The 18,268-nt window shown below is 58.7% G+C and carries 17 protein-coding genes; 8 read left to right on the top strand and 9 right to left on the bottom strand.

Annotated features, from left to right (window positions below):
* The first annotated feature begins 10 nt into the window (after positions 1–10).
* Positions 11–958 (top strand): LysR family transcriptional regulator, encoded by a 948-nt coding sequence (locus tag Q675_RS29500; RefSeq protein WP_023011345.1) that lies wholly within the window; start codon positions 11–13, stop codon positions 956–958.
* Between the two features lie 474 nt (positions 959–1,432).
* Here Q675_RS29500 and gatB read toward each other — a convergent pair whose 3' ends face one another.
* Genes gatB through gatC form a run of 3 tightly spaced genes read right to left on the bottom strand, consistent with a single transcriptional unit; the run spans position 1,433 to position 4,685 of the window.
* On the bottom strand, positions 1,433–2,884 hold the full coding sequence (gene gatB / locus Q675_RS29495) for an Asp-tRNA(Asn)/Glu-tRNA(Gln) amidotransferase subunit GatB (protein ID WP_023011344.1): 1,452 nt from the start codon (positions 2,882–2,884) through the stop codon (positions 1,433–1,435).
* 22 nt (positions 2,885–2,906) lie between these two features.
* On the bottom strand, positions 2,907–4,364 hold the full coding sequence (gene gatA, locus Q675_RS29490; RefSeq protein ID WP_031211393.1) for an Asp-tRNA(Asn)/Glu-tRNA(Gln) amidotransferase subunit GatA: 1,458 nt from the start codon (positions 4,362–4,364) through the stop codon (positions 2,907–2,909).
* A 33-nt stretch (positions 4,365–4,397) separates the two neighbouring features.
* Positions 4,398–4,685, bottom strand: a complete 288-nt coding sequence (gene gatC, locus Q675_RS29485; RefSeq protein WP_014422114.1) for an Asp-tRNA(Asn)/Glu-tRNA(Gln) amidotransferase subunit GatC — start codon at positions 4,683–4,685, stop codon at positions 4,398–4,400.
* A gap of 392 nt (positions 4,686–5,077) precedes the next feature.
* Here gatC and Q675_RS29475 point away from each other — a divergent pair, with 392 nt between their 5' ends.
* The 7 genes from Q675_RS29475 to Q675_RS29445 are packed head-to-tail and all read left to right on the top strand — an operon-like array spanning position 5,078 to position 14,161.
* The gene (locus Q675_RS29475; RefSeq protein WP_011786173.1) at positions 5,078–6,121 is read left to right on the top strand and encodes a rod shape-determining protein; all 1,044 of its coding nucleotides are present in this window, start codon (positions 5,078–5,080) and stop codon (positions 6,119–6,121) included.
* Between the two features lie 29 nt (positions 6,122–6,150).
* A complete protein-coding gene (gene mreC, locus Q675_RS29470; RefSeq protein WP_081698865.1) occupies positions 6,151–7,017 on the top strand; it encodes a rod shape-determining protein MreC in 867 nt (288 codons plus the stop codon).
* Entirely contained in the window at positions 7,017–7,493 is a 477-nt protein-coding gene (gene mreD / locus Q675_RS29465; RefSeq protein ID WP_011786171.1) for a rod shape-determining protein MreD, read from the top strand. The genes mreC and mreD overlap by 1 nt, the downstream gene beginning before the upstream one ends.
* Before the next feature lie 4 nt (positions 7,494–7,497).
* A complete protein-coding gene (locus Q675_RS29460) occupies positions 7,498–8,100 on the top strand; it encodes a Maf family protein (protein ID WP_023011340.1) in 603 nt (200 codons plus the stop codon).
* A complete protein-coding gene (gene rng / locus Q675_RS29455) occupies positions 8,097–9,578 on the top strand; it encodes a ribonuclease G (RefSeq protein WP_011786169.1) in 1,482 nt (493 codons plus the stop codon). Before Q675_RS29460 ends, rng begins: the two co-directional genes overlap by 4 nt.
* 37 nt (positions 9,579–9,615) lie before the next feature.
* Positions 9,616–13,326 carry a YhdP family protein gene (locus tag Q675_RS29450; RefSeq protein ID WP_023011339.1) on the top strand — a complete coding sequence of 1,237 codons (3,711 nt, stop codon included), beginning with the start codon at positions 9,616–9,618 and terminating at the stop codon, positions 13,324–13,326.
* Between the two features lie 10 nt (positions 13,327–13,336).
* Positions 13,337–14,161, top strand: coding sequence for a carbon-nitrogen hydrolase family protein (locus tag Q675_RS29445; RefSeq protein WP_023011338.1), 825 nt, complete (start codon positions 13,337–13,339; stop codon positions 14,159–14,161).
* Here Q675_RS29445 and yjgA read toward each other — a convergent pair whose 3' ends face one another.
* The 6 genes from yjgA to hpf form a co-directional block, all read right to left on the bottom strand.
* A complete protein-coding gene (yjgA, locus tag Q675_RS29440) occupies positions 14,162–14,686 on the bottom strand; it encodes a ribosome biogenesis factor YjgA (protein WP_023011337.1) in 525 nt (174 codons plus the stop codon).
* 17 nt (positions 14,687–14,703) lie between these two features.
* Positions 14,704–16,065: a magnesium transporter gene (mgtE, locus tag Q675_RS29435; RefSeq protein ID WP_023011336.1), complete on the bottom strand. Its 1,362-nt coding sequence runs from the start codon at positions 16,063–16,065 to the stop codon at positions 14,704–14,706.
* 91 nt (positions 16,066–16,156) lie between these two features.
* Entirely contained in the window at positions 16,157–16,426 is a 270-nt protein-coding gene (locus tag Q675_RS29430) for an HPr family phosphocarrier protein (protein WP_011786164.1), read from the bottom strand.
* 6 nt (positions 16,427–16,432) lie between these two features.
* A complete protein-coding gene (gene rapZ / locus Q675_RS29425; protein ID WP_023011335.1) occupies positions 16,433–17,317 on the bottom strand; it encodes an RNase adapter RapZ in 885 nt (294 codons plus the stop codon).
* Between the two features lie 54 nt (positions 17,318–17,371).
* Positions 17,372–17,842 carry a PTS IIA-like nitrogen regulatory protein PtsN gene (gene ptsN / locus Q675_RS29420; RefSeq protein WP_023011334.1) on the bottom strand — a complete coding sequence of 157 codons (471 nt, stop codon included), beginning with the start codon at positions 17,840–17,842 and terminating at the stop codon, positions 17,372–17,374.
* Between the two features lie 88 nt (positions 17,843–17,930).
* Positions 17,931–18,239 (bottom strand): ribosome hibernation promoting factor, encoded by a 309-nt coding sequence (gene hpf / locus Q675_RS29415; RefSeq protein ID WP_011786161.1) that lies wholly within the window; start codon positions 18,237–18,239, stop codon positions 17,931–17,933.
* Between the last annotated feature and the right edge of the window lie 29 nt (positions 18,240–18,268).

Here is an 18,268-nt window from a genome sequence, read left to right as displayed (position 1 = left end):
GGGAGAAGTTGTGCCATTAAGTGTCCAGAAACTGGCTAGCCGCCTTACATTTCGGCAGCTGCAGGTGTTCAAGGCCGTTTACGATCTGAAAAGCTACAGCAAGGCCGGTGACCTGCTTGGACTGACCCAGCCCGCCGTATCCAGCCAGATGCGTCATCTGGAGCAGGCCGTGGGCATGCCCATGTTCGAATACGTGGGCCGGAAGCTGTATTGCACCGCCGCCGGCGAGGAGATGGCCGCGTGCGTGGGCGCGGTATTTCGCGAGCTGACGGACATGCAGAACCGGCTGGCGGCGCTGGAAGGGCGGGTGGCCGGTGATCTCAAGCTGGTGGCGGTCAACACCGCGCAATATGTGGTGCCCTACCTGTTGCGGTCGTTTCTGCAGATTAACCCGCAGGTGAACGTCTCTGTGGCTGTCGTCAACCGGGCGGCGGCCCTGGAACGGCTGAACGATAATAGTGGCGATCTGGTCATTATGGGCATGGTGCCTCCAGACCGGCCGCTGACCTCGTTTCCCTTTCTGGATAACGAGTTGATTCCGATTGTTACTGATGGACATCCATTGCTGGATCAGTGTTCTGTCAGTGCCGAGGAATTTCTGGATAACCAGCTTCTGACCCGTGAGCCCGGTTCCGGCAGTCGGCTGGCGCTGGAGGTTTATTGTCAGCAGCACCGTTTGAAAATGGAATCCACCATGGAACTGGGTTCGAACGATGCGGTAAAACACGCGGTATTGGCGGGGCTCGGAGTGGCGGTGGTGCCGAAGCTCAGTGTCGTTTCAGAGCTGGCGCTGGGCTCGCTTCATGCCCTCAACATAACCGGCTTCCCCCTGCGCCGCAGCTGGTGCGTGGTCTATCCTCAGGGCCGGCACCCGACGCCGGCCATGCAGGCCTTTATTGACTACATCCAGCAAAACATCGCCCAGTTTGAGAGATTGTTTCGGCGCATGGGGTCTTAGTTTCGGCCCTAGCCTGCTTTCTATGGTGGTGGGCTGTGTTTGGGGCCCCTTCCCAAAAACCGCTACAAGCACATCCGTGTGCGCTTCTCTCCGGCCATCCATGGCCTCCGAAATTTTTGGGAAGGGGCCCCAAACACTGCCATCCGGACATCGTAGTAATAGTCTGTTGAACGGAGAGCGCACTGGGGCTTCACGTATGCATTCAGTTTGTAACTGAGACTGCGTTGATATTCCTGCAGGGTGCAGTGGGCGGACTATTGTGCAGAGTCAGGAAAGCCTTGGCGGGAGGCTCCTCCCAAAAATTTGCGGAGCCATGGATGGCGGAGCAGAAGCGCCACAGGGATGTGCCGTAAGGAGCGGTTTTTGGGAGGAGCCTCCCGCCAAGGCCCTCCCGCATACTGGGCAGGCTGCGAACAAAGCCGCCCTCCCCACAATCCGAAGGCTAGGGCCGAAACAAGACGGCCCACGCCAATGCTAACCGCCAAGCTTGCGAACAAGAATCTCGTTGAACAGCTTGGGGTTGCCCTGGCCCTTGGAGGCCTTCATCAGTGGCCCCATGAAACCGCCGAGCATTTTCTTGCGCTTCTTGGGATCTTCCTCGCCTTGATACTGAGCCACCTGATCCGGCATACCTGCCAGAACCTCGTCAACCATGGATTCCAGAGCGCCGGTGTCAGACACCTGCTTCAGGCCCTTGGCCTCGATGATGGCGTCTACATCGTCGTTCTCGCCCGTCCACAGGGCTTCGAATACCTTCTTGGCGCCGGCGGAGGACAGTGTGTTATCGGCGATGCGGGTCACCATGGCGCCCAGTTGTGCGCCGGTAATCGGCGCCTCGGCGACGGACTTCTCCTCCGCATTCAGGCGCGCGGAGAACTCGCCCTGAATCCAGTTGGCGGCCAGCTTGGCATCTTTGCCGTGTTCCACGGTTTCTTCAAAGAATGCAGCCAGTTTGGCGTCGGCAGACAGGATGCCTGCGTCATAGTCGTTCAGGCCGTATTGCTCCTTGAAGCGCGCCCTGCGAGCGTCCGGCAGTTCCGGCAGGCGGCTGCGGGCGTCTTCGATGAAGGCATCGTCGATTTCCACCGGCAGCAGGTCCGGGCAGGGGAAGTAGCGATAGTCGTTGGCTTCTTCCTTGGTGCGCATCGAGCGGGACTCGTCCCGGTCACCGTTGTACAGGCGGGTTTCCTGCACAATCACGCCGCCGTCTTCCAGGATATCCATCTGCCGCTCCACCTCGTGGGCGATGGCCTGTTCCATGAACCGGAACGAGTTCAGGTTCTTGGTTTCGGTTCGGGTACCCAGGGTGTCGGAGCCTTTCGGTTTCAGGGAGATGTTCACGTCAAAGCGCATGGAGCCCTGGGACATATCGCCATCGCAGATACCCAGCGAGGTGACGATGCTGTGCAGCTTCTTGGCAAAGGCCACAGCTTCTTCGGCGCTGGTCATATCCGGCTCGGTCACCACCTCGATCAGCGGTGTGCCGGCGCGGTTCAGGTCGATGCCGGTCATGCCGTGGTAATCCTCGTGCAGGGATTTACCGGCGTCTTCTTCCAGATGCGCGTGGTGAATGCGCACGCGCTTGGTGCTGCCATCAGCCAGGTCGATGTCCACGTAGCCGGGGCCGACAATGGGCTGGGCCAGCTGGGTGGTCTGGTAGCCCTTGGGCAGGTCCGGGTAGAAGTAGTTCTTGCGCTCGAACACCGAGCGACGGCCGATTTCTGCGTTGGTGGCCAGGCCGAACATCACCGCGTAGCGGAACGCCTGTTCGTTGGGTACCGGCAGGGTGCCGGGCATCGCCAGGTCAACCGCGTTGGCCTGGGTGTTGGGCTCGGCACCGTAGGCGGTGCTGGAGCCGGAGAAAATCTTGGTCTGGGTGGCGAGCTGAACGTGAATTTCCAGCCCGATCACGATATCCCACTGCATGTGTTCGTCTCCTAATCCGGGCTTATTGAGGTTCACGCTGGTGCCAGTCGGTCACCTGCTGGAACTGATGGGCGGCGTTCAACAAGCGCGCTTCGGAGAAGTAATCCCCGATGATCTGCAGTCCCACCGGCAAGCCGTCGACAAACCCGGCCGGCACCGACATGGCCGGAATGCCCGCCAGGTTAATGGCGATGGTGAACACGTCTTCCAGGTACATGGATACGGGATCGGTGTTCTTCTCGCCCTGCCTGAACGCAGGCGTTGGTGACACAGGGCTCATCAGCACGTCCACTTCCTTGAACGCATTGATGAAATCCTGCTGGATCAGGCGGCGCACCTTCTGGGCCTTCAGGTAATAGGCATCGAAGTAACCAGCGGACAGGGCGTAGGTTCCCACCAGAATCCGGCGCTTAACCTCGTTGCCGAAACTTTCCGCCCGGGTGCGGGTGTACATATCCATCAGGTCTTTCGGATCGTCGCAGCGGTAGCCGTAACGAACACCGTCAAACCTGGACAGGTTGGCGGACGCCTCCGCCGGAGCGATCACGTAATACGCTGCGATGGCCAGCTTGGCGTTGGGCAGCGACACCTCTTTTACCGTCGCGCCCAGCTTTTCATACTCGCGAATCGCGTTACGAACCTGCTCTTCCATAGCCGGAGCCAGCTGGTCACTGAAGTATTCCTTCGGCAGGCCAATCTTCAGGCCCTTCAGCGGCTCGTTCAGGGTGGCCGTGTAATCCGGTACTTCCCGGTCAATGCAGGTGGAGTCCTTCGGATCGTGCCCCGCCATCACATTCAACATCAGCGCGGCATCTTCTGCCGTGCGCGCCATCGGCCCGCCCTGATCCAGGGAAGAGGCAAAGGCAATCATCCCGTACCGGGATACCCGGCCATAGGTCGGCTTCAAACCGGTGATGCCGCACAATGCCGCCGGCTGACGGATTGAGCCACCGGTATCCGTGCCCGTCGCCGCCGGCACCAGTCGTGCCGCTACCGCAGCCGCAGAACCACCGGATGAACCACCTGGTACCCGCTTGTCACCACCGGACAGGCCCCAGGGGTTGGTCACGGCGCCATAAAAACTGGACTCGTTAGACGAGCCCATGGCGAACTCGTCCATGTTGGTCTTGCCAAGGCACACCGCGCCAGCCGCCTTGAAGTTAGCCGTCACGGTCGCGTCGTAGGGAGGCACAAAATTATCCAGCATTTTCGACCCGCAACTGGTGCGAATGCCGCTGGTGCAGAAGATATCCTTGTGAGCAAAGGGCACCCCGGTCCACACCGTGGCCTTACCGGCTGCGCGCATCTCATCAGCGGCCTTCGCCTCAGCCAGCGCCTGCTCGTCTGAGATGGTAATAAAACTGTTGTACTTGCCGTCTTCCGTTTTCAGACGGTCCAGGAACTGCTGAGTCAGCTCCACACTCGAAATCCTGCCACTCTCCAGCTCTCTGGAAAGCTCTGCTACAGACTTGTTATGCATGATAAATCCCGAAATCTCTGATGGACGACCAAATCACTCGATAACCCTGGGCACCAGATACAACCCATCCTCGGTAGCCGGCGCAATCGCCTGGAACGCCTCCCGCTGATTGGTTTCGGTAACCACATCCGGCCGCAGCTTCTGCACCGCATCCAGCGGATGGGCCATGGGCTCCACCGAATCGGTATCCGCGGCACTCAACTGATCCACCAGGTCCAGGATATTGCCCAGATCCTTCTCCAGAGCCGAAACCTGCTCGCCGTCCACTTTGATGCGGGCGAGCACGGCAACTTTCTCGATGTCCTCGCGGGAAATGCTCACGTTGCCTCCAAAAAGCGTGTGTGAAAACAATTTAATGTCAGGTTAGAAGCCAGGAATAACGTATGGGGATGCTTGTGAGGATGGCTTTCCAAAACTGTGCGAAGCCATGGATGGCGGAGCTCAAGCGACACAGGGATGTGCCGAAGGAGCGTGTTTTGGAAAGCCATCCTCACAAGCAGCCATGCTCCACGGTTAACTGCGCGCGGAACCCTGGCGACAACAAAGCCCGACATATTACCAGAACCGCGCGCAACATTGGCCCCGTCTAAAGCCATAAAATGTGAGAATGGTAAGCCCCGAAGCCCCGATGGCGCCTTGCCTGAGTAGGTGCTCACTGCTAAAGTTGCCGCATTCTTTTCTGCAACCGCAACTCTCAGGTTGAAACAACACGAATGTTAATCAAAAGACTCCGAGGCTTATTCTCAAGCGACCTGTCCATCGACCTGGGCACCGCCAACACCCTTATCTACGTGCGCGAACGCGGCATTGTACTTAACGAACCCTCTGTCGTGGCCATCCGTACCAATAACTCCCAGAAAATGGTCGCTGCCGTCGGGTCCGAAGCCAAACGCATGTTGGGCCGCACCCCGGGCAATATTACCGCCATCCGTCCCATGAAAGATGGTGTGATCGCCGACTTCGTCGTGACCGAAAAAATGCTCCAGCACTTTATTCACAAAGTGCACGAAAACAGTTTCATTACCCCGAGCCCCCGCGTACTCGTGTGTGTGCCCAGCAAATCTACCCAGGTAGAGCGCAAGGCCATCCGCGAATCGGCCCTGGGTGCAGGCGCCCGCGAGGTGTTCCTGATCGAAGAACCCATGGCGGCCGCCATTGGTGCCGGCCTGCCGGTGGAAGAAGCCAGCGGCTCCATGATTGTCGACATCGGTGGCGGTACCACCGAGATCGCCATTATCTCCCTGAATGGCATCGTCTATGCCGAATCCGTCCGGGTTGGTGGCGACAAGTTCGACGAAGCCATCGTTACTTACGTCCGTCGCAACTACGGCAGCCTGATCGGCGATTCCACAGCCGAGCGTATCAAGCATGAAATCGGCTGTGCCTATGAAGGCCTTGAAGTGCGAGAAATCGACGTTCGTGGTCGCAACCTGGCTGAAGGTGTGCCCCGGGCCTTCACCCTGAACAGCGAAGAAATTCTCGACGCGCTTCAGGAATCCCTGGCCCAGATCGTCCAGACCGTGAAGAGCGCCCTGGAACAGTCTCCGCCTGAGCTGGCCTCCGACATCGCTGAGCGCGGCATTGTGCTGACCGGTGGCGGAGCGTTGCTGCGGGGCCTGGACAAGCTCATCAGCGAAGAGACCGGCCTGCCGGTCATTATTGCGGAAGATCCGCTGACCTGCGTAGCCCGTGGCGGCGGTAAAGCCCTGGAAGTGATTGATCGCGGTGGCATCGGAATGTTCTCCCAGGAGGGGTAACCCCGTGGGAGGGCTAAGCCATTAAGACCATATTTGTCCAGGGACCGGTACCCGGTTTCCGGCTGTTTCTCGTCGTTCTGTTATCGGCAGCGTTAATCGCTGCCGATGCCCGTTTTGACAAGCTCACCACCGTCCGCAGCACTCTTGCCACCGGGCTGGCTCCGGTGTACTGGCTTGGCAATGCCCCATATTCCTTTGCCGACTGGTTTTCCGGCCTGTTTGTCAGCCGTGATGATCTGCAGCAGGAGAACGAAGAGCTCAAAACCCGACTGCTGATTCTGGAACGCCGTGCTCTCAAGTACGCGGCTCTGGCGTCGGAGAATAACGAGCTGCGCCGGCTGCTGAATTCTTCCGAAGTACTGGATGACCGGGTCATTGTGGGCGAAGTGGTGGGGGTCTCCCCGGATCCGTTCTCCCACGAGATCATCATTAACAAAGGCGAGAGTGATGGTGTCACGACTGGTCAGGCGGTACTGGACGCAGAGGGCCTGATGGGCCAGGTGATCCAGACCAGCCAGTTCACCTCCCGTGTCCTCCTGGTGTCCGACAGCAGTCACGCCGTTCCTGTTGAGGTGGTACGTAACGGTCTGCGTTCGATTTTGTTGGGCAACGGCGAAACCGATGAACTGGATCTGGTTCACGTACCAGATACTGCCGATATCCGCGAGGGCGACATGTTGGTGAGCTCCGGCCTTGGCGGGCGCTTCCCCAGAGGTTATCCGGTGGCTGAGGTCAGCTCGATCGAGAAAGAGCCGGGGGAGCCTTTTGTGACCATTCAGGCCGCGCCGAAAGCCCGCCTCAACCAGAGCCGGCTGGTGCTGATCGTGTTTCAGCCGGAAGAGCGCTCGGTGCCCGAAAATGGGCAGACGGCCCCGGATAACGAGGAGGCAAACTGATGTTGTCTGTCATCAGTTATCCGCTGTTCGCCATCACCGTGGTGTTATCGTTGGTGCTGAGTATCTCCCTGTTTCCGGTGGACTGGTTTCAGTTTCGCCCGGAGTGGCTCGGACTGATTGTCTTCTACTGGACCTTCCGCGCCCCGGCCCAGTTTGGCATTTTGATGGCCTGGTGCCTGGGGTTGTTACTGGATATTCTCGAGTCTACCCCGCTGGGCGTGAATGCCATGGGCATGGCCCTGATCGCCTTTCTGGTGCTGACTATTCACCAGCGGTTGCGGATGTATCCGCTGCCTCAGCAGTGCCTGATGGTGTTTCTGTTATTGGGCATCAACCAGATGCTGGTGCATTTCGTGAAACAGTTACTGGGTGCTGAAAGCGCCGGTTTCAGCTACTTGTGGCCAGCCTTGACGAGCGCTCTGGCCTGGCCTGTGGTCAGTGGCGTACTGGACACAATCAACCGTAAACTGGGATAACTGTATGAGCTGCCTCATTCTGGCCTCGGCATCACCGCGCCGGGCTGAGTTGCTGAGACAGATCGGTGCTGACTTTCAGGTGGCGCCTGCCGAGATAGACGAGACACCGCAACCGGGTGAAGGGGCTCAGCACTATGTTGAGCGCCTGGCCCGGGAGAAAGCCTCTTGTGTTGCCGGTGAGGCCCCGGGTGCCTGGGTACTGGGGTCTGACACCTCTGTGGTTATAGACGGAGAGATTCTTGGGAAACCGGAGTCCGATACGCAGGCTTGTGAGATGTTGCGCCGGTTATCTGGAAGAACCCATCAGGTGATGACCGCGATCGCTCTGGCCCAGGATCAGAAGTGTCGGTCATTGGTGGTGGTCACCGATGTCAGCTTTCGGGAGCTCTCAGAAGCCGAAATCGTCGCCTACGTCGCCACCGGTGAACCCATGGACAAAGCGGGAAGCTACGGAATTCAGGGACTTGGTGGTATCTTTGTTCGGGAACTCAAGGGCAGCTACAGCGCTGTGGTGGGTTTGCCTCTGCAGGAAACCGCAGAGTTATTGGCAGATGCCGGCGACCCTGTCTGGCGCCACTGGCCATGCAGTAAGGAGAGCCAAGCATGAGTGAAGAGATCCTGATCAACGTGACTCCGGTGGAAACCCGGGTCGCCCTCGTTGAAAACGGCATGTTGCAGGAAGCCTATATCGAGCGCACCAGTCGCAAGGGGATTGTCGGCAACATCTACAAGGGCAAGGTCGTTCGGGTGCTGCCCGGCATGGAAGCCGCGTTCGTGGACATCGGCCTGGAACGGGCGGCTTTCATTCATGCGTCCGACGTCGTCAGTGGCCAGACATCTGGCGACGAACCGTCAGACGCCCCCAGGACCGTACCCGATATCCGTACCCTGTTGCGGGAGGGGCAGTCCCTGGTGGTGCAGGTAACCAAGGACCCGATTGGTACCAAGGGTGCGCGACTCACCACCCAGCTTTCCATTCCCTCCCGTTATCTGGTGTTCATGCCAGGCGTTTGCCATGTCGGGATTTCCCAGCGCATTGAAGATGATAATGAGCGCGCGCGGCTGAAATCCCTGATTGAGGAAGGCGCAGCGGAACATGATGATGTGCAGGGTGGCTATATCATCCGCACCGCGGCGGAGGCTGCCTCGGCCGAAGATCTGATTGCTGATATGACCTACCTGCACCGGCTAAGCCAGTCGATCCAGGAGCGCATTGCCAAAGCGCCGGCACCCTCAGTGGTCTATCAGGATTTGCCGTTGTTTATTCGCACCATCCGGGATCTGATCCGACCGCAAACGGAGAAAGTGCGTATTGATAGTCGCGAGAGCTATCAGCGGGTAATGGAGTTTGTCAAAGAGTTCGTCACTGAGTTTGCCGACAAGGTGGAGTACTACCCCGGTGAGCGGCCTATCTTTGACCTGTATTCGGTTGAAGATGAAATCCAGAAAGCCCTGAGCCGCAAGGTGCAGCTCAAATCCGGTGGCTATGTGATCATCGATCAGACCGAAGCGATGACGACCATCGACATCAACACCGGTGCCTTTGTGGGCCACCGCAATCTGGAAGAGACCATCTTCAAAACCAACCTGGAAGCCGCCCGGGCGATCAGTCGTCAGCTTCGGCTGCGGAATCTGGGCGGGATCATCATCATCGACTTTATCGACATGGAAGATCCCGAACACCAGCGCCAGGTGCACAGGATGCTGGAGAAAATGCTGGAACGGGATCACGCCAAAACCAAGATCACCGGCGTTTCCGAGCTGGGCCTTGTGGAGATGACCCGAAAACGCACCACCGAAAGCCTGGGCCAGGTTCTGTGCGAGCCGTGCCCGATCTGTGATGGCCGGGGATTCCTGAAAACCGCCGAAACCGTATGCTACGAGATCTTCAGGGAAATCCTGCGCGTTAACCGTGCCTATGAGGCCGAGAATTACCTGGTGATGGCGTCCCAGAAGGTGGTGGACCGCCTGCTGGATGAAGAGTCAGACAACGTTGCGGACCTTGAAACCTTTATCAGTAAAACCATTCGCTTCCAGGTTGAGCCTTTCTACAGCCAGGAACAGTACGACGTTGTTTTGCTCTGACACCTGAGCAGCAGGGCGTTGCAGGGAGCTGAGTCTTATGTCGATCCGCGAGCCGGACAGTTCGCAACCAGCCGAGGATGAGCGCGGTCTGGTTGCCCGCGGGTTGGCGGTCTTTGCCAGTGTGGTCTGGTGGTCCATCCTGACGCTGCTGGTGTTATTCGCACTCTATGTTGGTGTCGGTCGCCAGCTCACCTCTGATATCAACAGCTTTTCTGATGAACTGGCGGCTTCGCTCTCCGAAGCCACAGGCCTGGATGTGTCTGTTGGCCGTTTATCCTCCCAATGGTATTGGCTGGATCCTTCCATTACCGCCAAAGACATCACCATCAATTCTCCGGATTCAGACCGCATTGCCGCGGAACTTGAGCACCTGGAATTGCGGCTCGATTTTTTTGCCTCCCTGTTCCGCTTCCGCCTGGTGTTCCGCAATTTTGACGCTGACGGTCTGGCGTTAACGGTGGTGCGCCCTACCGAGGATCCGTTTATCAATCCGGTCGAAGAGATTGCGGAGCTGGCCGAGCCGGGTGCGCCGGAACTCCAGGAGTGGATTCGCCTGGCTGGCCGCTGGTTGTCGAATCCGGAAGTCCGGGTGACACGGGTCAGCCTGGCGCTGGGCCCAAGCCGGCAGAACCTGCGTTTTCTGGATATTCCACAGCTTGATCTGTCCTACCAGGGCGGCTTGTTCCAGGCCGCAGGCCGGGCCATGCAGAGCGGTACAACCACACAGCTGGCCAGTTTTGCTCTGGTAGGACAGCGGTTTTTCAGGGGTGAGTTTACCGGTCAACTCTACCTGGATGTGGATTCCGGTCGACTGTTCGACGGCCTGATTGATGATCTGAACTGGCGAGGCATACGGGTTGAAGGCTTCGATCTGGGGGGCAGTGCCTGGCTAAGCTTTGAGGATGGCGAGCTGCAGCAGGTTCAGGGCCAGGTTCGCACCCCCTATCTTCAGTTAGGTGTTAACCGTGAATCGCTGGCGCCTCTTGAAGATATTCACGCTCACTTCGGTTGGCGGCGGGGGGAGGCCCTACGTTTGCAGAAGCTTCGCTGGGACTGGATCGGCGATCAGGTTCTGCCGTTCAGTGTTCGCATCGAAGACGGTCAGGATGAGCTTAAGCTGGTGGCAGACTCACTGCCGCTCAAGCCTTTGCGGCGATTGGTTCAGGCCCTGGAGCTGCTGCCGGATGCCGCCAGCGAGGCGCTGGAGCATTATCAGCCTGCGGGTTTTCTGGACGATATGTTGTTTACTCTGCCAGAGCAGGGCTCCCGGTTCTCGTTAAGTGCCAGATTGCGGGAGTTCGGGGTGCGGGCCTGGTCTGGCGCTCCCCGCGCCGAGGGTTTATATGGCTTTATCCAGATGACTGCAGACAGCGGCAGGGTAACCCTGGATACGCCTGAACCTGCGGTGCTGGGCTTTCCGCAATTGTTCAACACCGACTGGACACTCGACTCTTTATCCGGAACCGTCGCCTGGACCCTGGCAGACGGAATAACCAGGGTATTCTCCGATGATCTGGAGTTTGTCTATCAGACAGATACCCGGTTAACCGGCGCCTTTGATCTGCGGTTGGACCGATACGGAGAAGACAACCTTGGTTTGAACGTCGGCGTAGAAGGCGGCAATGCCGGTATGCTGGCGGATTTCGTGCCGGCGAATGCTGTGGGCGAAGGGCTTTACGAATGGCTTACCAACAGTATTCCGGAGGCCGGTATCCGGGGGCAGTACTATGGCCACGGCCGTATCGATTCCGCCGCGCCGTCTGGATCGTTTGTTTCCTCCATGTGGTATGAATTCGAAGAGGCCAGGATTCGATACGACCAGCGCTGGCCCGCCGTGGAGCAGGCCAGTGGGCGGGTGGAGATCCAGAATGCCGACACCCGGGTAGCGCTCGCTCGGGGCGAGATCGGTGGGTTGGAGCTGGAAAACGCCAGTGTTCGGGTCCTTCCCGGAGATGGGGAAACTGGCACGCTGGTGCGCGTAGATGCCGCGTCGACGGTTCCGGCAGAGAGAATACCCTGGTGGCTGACCAATACTCCGTTAGGGGAATTGTTGGGATACGGTAACACCCGGGCCCGTTATGAGGGGGAATTTGAGCTGGACCTTGGGCTGGAGCTACCGCTATCGCAAGGGCAGGACACCCGGGTTACGGCGCAGGTAAAAACCGACAATGCCGGATTCCAATTACCGGATGCGGGACTTCACTGGCAGAATATTCGGGCTGACCTGACTTATGACAGTGTTGATGGATTTTCCGGGCCACCGGTCACTGCCCGTTTTTTCGATCAACCGATCAGTGTCGTTTTTTCCACCGCGGAGGCCGGCGATGCCATGCTGATACGCCAGCAAGGTGGTCTGAAGCTGCCAGGCTCCCTGGCGGCCTTTGGCCTGGCCAACGATGCGGCGCGCGGGCTTTCCGGAGAGCTTGTCTACACCGCAGAGCTGGAATTAGGCGGTGCCAGCGAGCCGGTGATTTCCCTGTTTTCAGACCTTGAAGGTCTGCAGGTGGATTGGCCCAAACCACTGGCAAAGACCGCGCGCGAGCGGACCCCCCTGTCGGTCCGGGTTGACCCGTTCCAGGGTGAGGGCGTGTCCATCTCGGCCCAGTGGCAGGATCGTCTGGACGCGGAACTCCGTTTTAAAGAAACGGGCTTTGAGGTGGTGTTCGGGTATCTGAATCTGGGGGCACACCACCTGACCAATATCAGCATTGATGCTCTTGAGCTGGAGGACCGGTGGGTTGTGCATACCGACTCGGATCGAGCCCGGGGCAGGGTGGTGTTACCCAAGAAAGCAGGGACAGTAGAGGCGGATTTTGAAACCCTGCGCCTGATGCGCGAGGCCAGTGCAGCGGAGCAAGACACCGAATTTCTTACCCTTGAAGAACAACTGCAGGCGTTCCGGGAACTGGATATGGGGAACTGGCCCGACATTGATGCCAGAATCTCGGACCTCCGGCTGGATGGCGAGTCTGCGGGAAGCTGGCGTTTCAAGCTGCGCCCTGAGCCCTATCGGTTGCGTGTGCAGGAGGTGGAAGGCCGGCTTGGATCCCTGGTGTTGTCCGGCGATATGACCTGGAGCATTGTGGATGACCGGGAAACGACCCGGTTTACTGGTAAGCTGGAGGGCGGGGCCCTTAAGGATCTGGAAGCGCTGACTGGCAGCACCATTCCGATGACCAACGAAGAAACGGCGGTTGAACTGGATCTGGATTGGCCGGGAAGCCCGAACAACATTGCTCTCAGCAAGATAAGCGGCACGGTCAGTGCCCGCCTGGACGACGGCATGATCATGGAGCAGAGCAATTCGGCGCAATTGTTCCGGATCTTCAACCTGCTGAACACTGATACGCTCTGGCGCAGGTTGCGGCTGGACTTCTCGGATCTGTACGAACGGGGCGTCGCCTTTGACGCCATTTCCGGTAAAGCCAACATCATAAATGGCCTGGTGACCATGGATCCGGAACTGCAACTGGTGGGTCCGTCCGGCGCGTTCAAACTCAGTGGCAATACCAACATGGCCGAAGAAACGTTGGATATGCGCCTGGTACTGGTACTACCCGTGACACAGAATCTGCCCCTGGCTGCCATACTGATGGGGGCGAGCGCCCCCATCGGCGGCGCCTTGTTCGTGCTCGATAAAATTCTGGGCGACCCGTTGAGCAAACTGACCAGTGCGACGTACAGTGTCACAGGAACCTGGAGTGATCCGGAAGTGGATCTGCGGGGCGTGTTCGATACCGGTGAGTAAGGAGGCCATGATGGTTCAGGTCGCGGCAATACAAATGGTCAGTACCCATGACATCGATGCCAACCTTGAAGAGGCTCGCAAGCTGCTGGCTGAAGCGGCAGGCGCAGGGGCGAAGGTGGCGGTGTTGCCCGAGAACTTCGCCGTTCTGGCCACCGCCCAGATGCTGGAGTGCGGCCGCCGGGAGGCGAGTAGCGAGCCTGTTATCCGTCGCTTTCTGGCCGAGCAGGCCCGGTCATTGGGGCTCTGGATTGTCGGCGGTTCCCTGCCGTTGGCCAGTCGGCGAGATGGTTCAGAGATAACAGATCGGGTGCGCGCCACCTGTCTGGTGTACAACGATCATGGCGAAGAAGTGGCCCGCTACGACAAGATTCACCTGTTTGACGCCATGGTTGAAGACGCCCACGGCCAGTATCGGGAATCGGATACCTTTGAGCCCGGTGATCAGGCGATTACGGTGGATACGCCGGCCGGACGACTGGGCTTGGCGATCTGTTACGACCTTCGCTTTCCAGAACTGTTCCGGGCCTTGAGAGAGCAGGGCGCCGAATGGGTCTGCCTGCCCAGCGCCTTTACCTGGCAGACGGGCAATGCCCATTGGCATGCCCTGATACGCGCCCGCGCCATTGAAAACCAGGTCTGGGTGGTGGCGCCGGGGCAAGGGGGGCAGAACAGTGGCCGGCGAAGAACCTACGGCCACAGCCTGATCTGCGATCCCTGGGGTAAGGTCGTCAGTGAGTTCGACGAAGGCCCAGGCATGGCTTGCGCCGATCTGGACCTGGAGCAACTGCATCAGTTACGAAGCCGTATGCCCGTGTGGGAGCACCGGCGGCTCTGATTACTGCTCGGCGTCGTCGATCCATTCCCGAAGAGCCCGGAACAGCTTCCGGGCCTGGCCGGTATTCTTACCTTTCTCGACTTCCTTGCGGGCGTTGCGGACCAGATTGCGCAGGTGCTGCACGTCGGCCACTGGGCAGTAATCAATAAACTCTCCTACCACCTTGTCGCCTTCGGAAATCATCCGGTCGCGCCAGCGCTCGGCCAGATGGTGTCGGCGGGTATGCTCTTCGCTGCCGGCGTGGAAGGCGTCGATGGCGCGGCCAATGGCTTCGGGGTCGTCCTCCTGGCGCAACACCTTACCAATGTACTGCAAGTGTCGCCGGCGGGCCTCACGCTGGGGAATCCGGCGTGATTCAATGATCGCCGCTTTCAGGGTCTCGCTGATGCTCAGGGTGGCCAGCTGTTCGTCGTTCAGGTCCAGCATGCGTTTGCCCAGATCCTGAAGCGCGTGCATTTCGCGCTTCAGCTGCGATTTGCTGGGGCCAAGGTCGTCCTGGAATTCGTCGTCAAATTGGTCAGTCATGGTAGGTCACAGGTTGCTCAGGCATAGAAAATGGTGGCCAGTCCCAGGAAGGCCATGAAGCCGACGACGTCGGTTACGGTGGTGAGTATCACACTGCCGGCCAGGGCCGGGTCGATGTTCCGGGATTTCAGGAACAGCGGCAAGACGGTGCCCACCAGCGCCGCCGCCACCAGGTTAATCACCAGTGCCGCCGCGATGATGGCACCAATCAGCCAGTCCTGGAACCAGACCACGGCGGCGGTGGCAACCACCACGGCCCAGAGCAGGCCGTTCAGTACCCCGGACAGAAACTCACGGTTCAGCAGCCAGCCCACGTTGGCGCCGCTGATCTGGCCAACGGCCATGCCCCGGATCACCAGGGTCAGGGTCTGGCTACCGGCAATACCGCCCATGCTGGCCACAATAGGCATCAAAACAGCCAGGGCAACGACCTTGGCGATGGTATCTTCGAACAGACCAATCACCGCGGATGCGGTAAAGGCGGTAATCAGATTGATGCCCAGCCAGACCGCGCGCCGGCGGGTGGTCTTCATCACCGGGGCAAAGGTGTCCTCGTCTTCATCCAGACCGGCCATGCTCATCAGGGAGTGGTCGGCATCCTCACGGATAACGTCGACCACGTCATCGATTGTGATCCGGCCCAGCAGCCTGTTGGTCTCATCCACCACAGGGGCAGAAATCAGGTCGTAGCGTTCGAACAGAGTGGCGACCTTGGTATCGGACAGGGACACGGGAATGGGTTCAATGTCTGTGTCCATCACTTCCCGAACGGTAGCCGCGGGATTGGATACCAGCATCCGGGTAATGGGCAGCATGCCGATAAACTCGTCCCGACGGCTGACCACAATCAGGCTGTCGGTCATCGGGGGCAGGCTGCGGTGACGGCGCAGATAGCGCAACACAACGTCGATGCTGATGTCCGGCCGCACCGTGATGGTGTCGGTGTTCATCAGGCCGCCGGCAGTGTCCTCCGGGTAAGCGAGGACTTCCTCTACCCGCTGACGGTCTTGCTCGTCCATGGTGTCCAGGACTTCCTGGATCACCGTGTCCGGCAATTGCTGAAGCAAGTCGGCCAGGTCATCCGACTCGAAATCTTCCAGAATGTCCGCCAGCTCCTGCGCGTTCAGCTGGCTCAGGAAGTAGCTACGAATATCGTCGCCAAGGTACTGGAGGACTTCCCCTTCCAGCTGCTTGTCGACCAGGTTCCACAGCAGAGCCCGTTGGCGTGGTGGCGAAGATTCCAGAAGGTGAGCAATATCGCTGGGGCTCAGACCGCCATTCAGAATGCGGGCCACCTGCTTGAGGGCACCACTGTCCAGCGCTTCACTGAGTGAGCGAAGGCGTTGGCGGGCCTGGCTTTTTTCCAGAATGTCGGTCATTGAACCACCTGCGATCAGAAAACCTTTGCATTATAGCGGAGTTAGGTGGCACACGTGAGAAAGGATTGTAGGTGAATGACGAAACCGGAGGTTATTCTCCTTCACCAAAATAATCGTTGATCAGGGCAGCCAGCGCGTCGATGGCATCCTGTTCGTCCGGACCATCGGCAACCAGTTCCACTTCGGTACCCTGGCTGGCGGCCAGCATCATCACCTGCATGATGTTCTTGGCGTCTACGTCCCGGCCTTTGCCACGGATTCGCACCTTGCTGTCAAAGTCTGATGCGGTGGCCACAAGCTTTGCCGTAGCCCGCGCATGCAGGCCGAGTTTGTTGATGATGGTGATGGGGCGGCAAATCATAGGCGCTCAGATTTCTCCCCGGGTTTGAAGGTGTGGCAGTTCGGTGTGGCGCACCTGCACATTACGGTAATGATCGCGGAAATAGCGCCCGAGCTGCTCACACACATAAACGGAGCGGTGCTGACCACCGGTGCAACCGATGGAAATGGTCATGTAACTACGATTGCTGTCGGCAAACGAGGGCAGCCAGGTATTCAGGAAGCCAGTGACGTCATCCACCATCTGACGGGTCAGCGGTTCCCGTTCCAGAAATTCGATGACCGGCTGATCAGCGCCGGTGTGTTTGCGCAGGCTGGTGTCCCAGTATGGATTGGGCAGGCAGCGTACGTCGAAGACGTAGTCTGAATCCACCGGCACGCCGTGCTTGAAACCAAAGGACTGGAACAGCAGTGCCAGTTCCTGATCCTTGCGGCCGGCCACGCGCTGCTTGATCATGTCGCGTAGCTCGTACATGGAGAGCCCGGTCGTGTTGACGTAAAGATCGGCCAGCTTTGACAGGGGTTCCAGCAATTGCTTTTCGTTGGTGATTGCCTCCCGCAGCGAAGTCTTGTCATCGCTCAGTGGATGCTTGCGGCGGGTTGCGTGAAAGCGTTGCAGCAGTGACTGTTCGTCGGCATCCAGGAAAATGATTTCAACCTCGACACCGGTCTGCTTCAGTTGCTGGTAGATGGTTTCAAAATTGGCCAGCTCGGCAGACAGGTTCCGGGCATCAATACTGACGGCCATTTTCTTCAGCCGGCCCGGTGCTTCCTGGGTGGCCGCCTCCCGGGTTAGCGGGAACAGCAAGCCAATGGGCAGGTTGTCGATGCAGTAGAATCCCAGGTCTTCCAGCACATGCAGGGCCGTACTCTTGCCGGAACCGGATCGGCCACTGACGATAATCAGCTTCATGGGACTGTTTCTCCTTCAATCTGCCTGGCAGCCTGTCCAGATATCAGGCTGATCTCAGTGATGACTTTCCGCCATACGCTGGTAAAGGGTCGCGGGATCTTCACTCTGGCGCAGCCGGGCGCAGAAAGTGCTGTCATTGAATCGCTCCGCCAGTTGGCTCAGTAACTCCAGGTGTTCACTGGTGGCTTCTTTGGGGACGATCAGGGCAAACACCAGATCTACCGGCTGGTTATCGATAGCATCAAAGTCTACCGGCTCTTCCAGAGTCATCAGTACGCCGATGACGCGGTCCAGGCCTTCCAGTCGGCAGTGGGGGATGGCAATACCCTCACCGATACCGGTGCTACCCAGGCGTTCGCGGGAGACCAGATTGTTGAAGATCTGGGTGTCGCTGAGGATTTCATCCTGAAAGTGAATCCGTTCAGCGATGAACTCCAGCACACGTTTCTTGCTTGAGGCCGGCACCTTACAGAGGGTCAGTTCAGGGGCAAGAATATTGTCGATGGTCAGGGATGGCTCGCTCATGGATCGACTGCATGTCCGTAAAAAAAAGGCTGCGGCCGGTTAGCCCCGCCGCAGCTCGTTTCATGAAACACCCGGTAAGGTTCGCGCTTCAGCGACCGCCGTTACCGTGCATCCGGTCTACGTTCTTTTCTTTGTGCTTGAGGATCTGACGGTCCAGCTTGTCGACCAGAGCGTCGATTGCGGCGTACATGTCCTCATTTTCTGCCTTTGCGTGAATCTCACCACCAATCACGTGCAGCGTGGCTTCCGCCATCTGGCGCACCTTCTCGACCTCCAGGGTGACCTGGCAGTTACTGATGTGGTCGAAGTGACGCTCCAGCTTCTCGAACTTGGTGTTGACGTAATCCTTCAGAGCGGGAGTCAGTTCTACGTGATGGCCTGAAATGTTGAGTTGCATAGGCGTCTCCTGTTGTCATACTGCCGGCG

Origin of the sequence: Marinobacter sp. EN3 (assembly GCF_000475315.1) — a bacterium.
In the GTDB taxonomy this organism is placed as follows: Bacteria; Pseudomonadota; Gammaproteobacteria; order Pseudomonadales; family Oleiphilaceae; genus Marinobacter; species Marinobacter nauticus.
Note: the sequence above shows the minus strand (reverse complement) of the source record. Positions and strands in the feature narration are given on the sequence as shown.

Bases quoted from the DNA above. Each gene is read 5' to 3' on its own strand.
- gatB (WP_023011344.1), bottom strand. From the start codon at position 2,884: ATGCAGTGGGATATCGTGATCGGGCTGGAAATTCACGTTCAGCTCGCC.
- gatA (WP_031211393.1), bottom strand. From the start codon at position 4,364: ATGCATAACAAGTCTGTAGCAGAGCTTTCCAGAGAGCTGGAGAGTGGC.
- Q675_RS29475 (WP_011786173.1), top strand. From the start codon at position 5,078: ATGTTAATCAAAAGACTCCGAGGCTTATTCTCAAGCGACCTGTCCATC.
- mreD (WP_011786171.1), top strand. From the start codon at position 7,017: ATGTTGTCTGTCATCAGTTATCCGCTGTTCGCCATCACCGTGGTGTTA.
- Q675_RS29460 (WP_023011340.1), top strand. From the start codon at position 7,498: ATGAGCTGCCTCATTCTGGCCTCGGCATCACCGCGCCGGGCTGAGTTG.
- rng (WP_011786169.1), top strand. From the start codon at position 8,097: ATGAGTGAAGAGATCCTGATCAACGTGACTCCGGTGGAAACCCGGGTC.
- Q675_RS29450 (WP_023011339.1), top strand. From the start codon at position 9,616: ATGTCGATCCGCGAGCCGGACAGTTCGCAACCAGCCGAGGATGAGCGC.
- Q675_RS29445 (WP_023011338.1), top strand. From the start codon at position 13,337: ATGGTTCAGGTCGCGGCAATACAAATGGTCAGTACCCATGACATCGAT.
- yjgA (WP_023011337.1), bottom strand. From the start codon at position 14,686: ATGACTGACCAATTTGACGACGAATTCCAGGACGACCTTGGCCCCAGC.
- mgtE (WP_023011336.1), bottom strand. From the start codon at position 16,065: ATGACCGACATTCTGGAAAAAAGCCAGGCCCGCCAACGCCTTCGCTCA.
- Q675_RS29430 (WP_011786164.1), bottom strand. From the start codon at position 16,426: ATGATTTGCCGCCCCATCACCATCATCAACAAACTCGGCCTGCATGCG.
- rapZ (WP_023011335.1), bottom strand. From the start codon at position 17,317: ATGAAGCTGATTATCGTCAGTGGCCGATCCGGTTCCGGCAAGAGTACG.
- ptsN (WP_023011334.1), bottom strand. From the start codon at position 17,842: ATGAGCGAGCCATCCCTGACCATCGACAATATTCTTGCCCCTGAACTG.
- hpf (WP_011786161.1), bottom strand. From the start codon at position 18,239: ATGCAACTCAACATTTCAGGCCATCACGTAGAACTGACTCCCGCTCTG.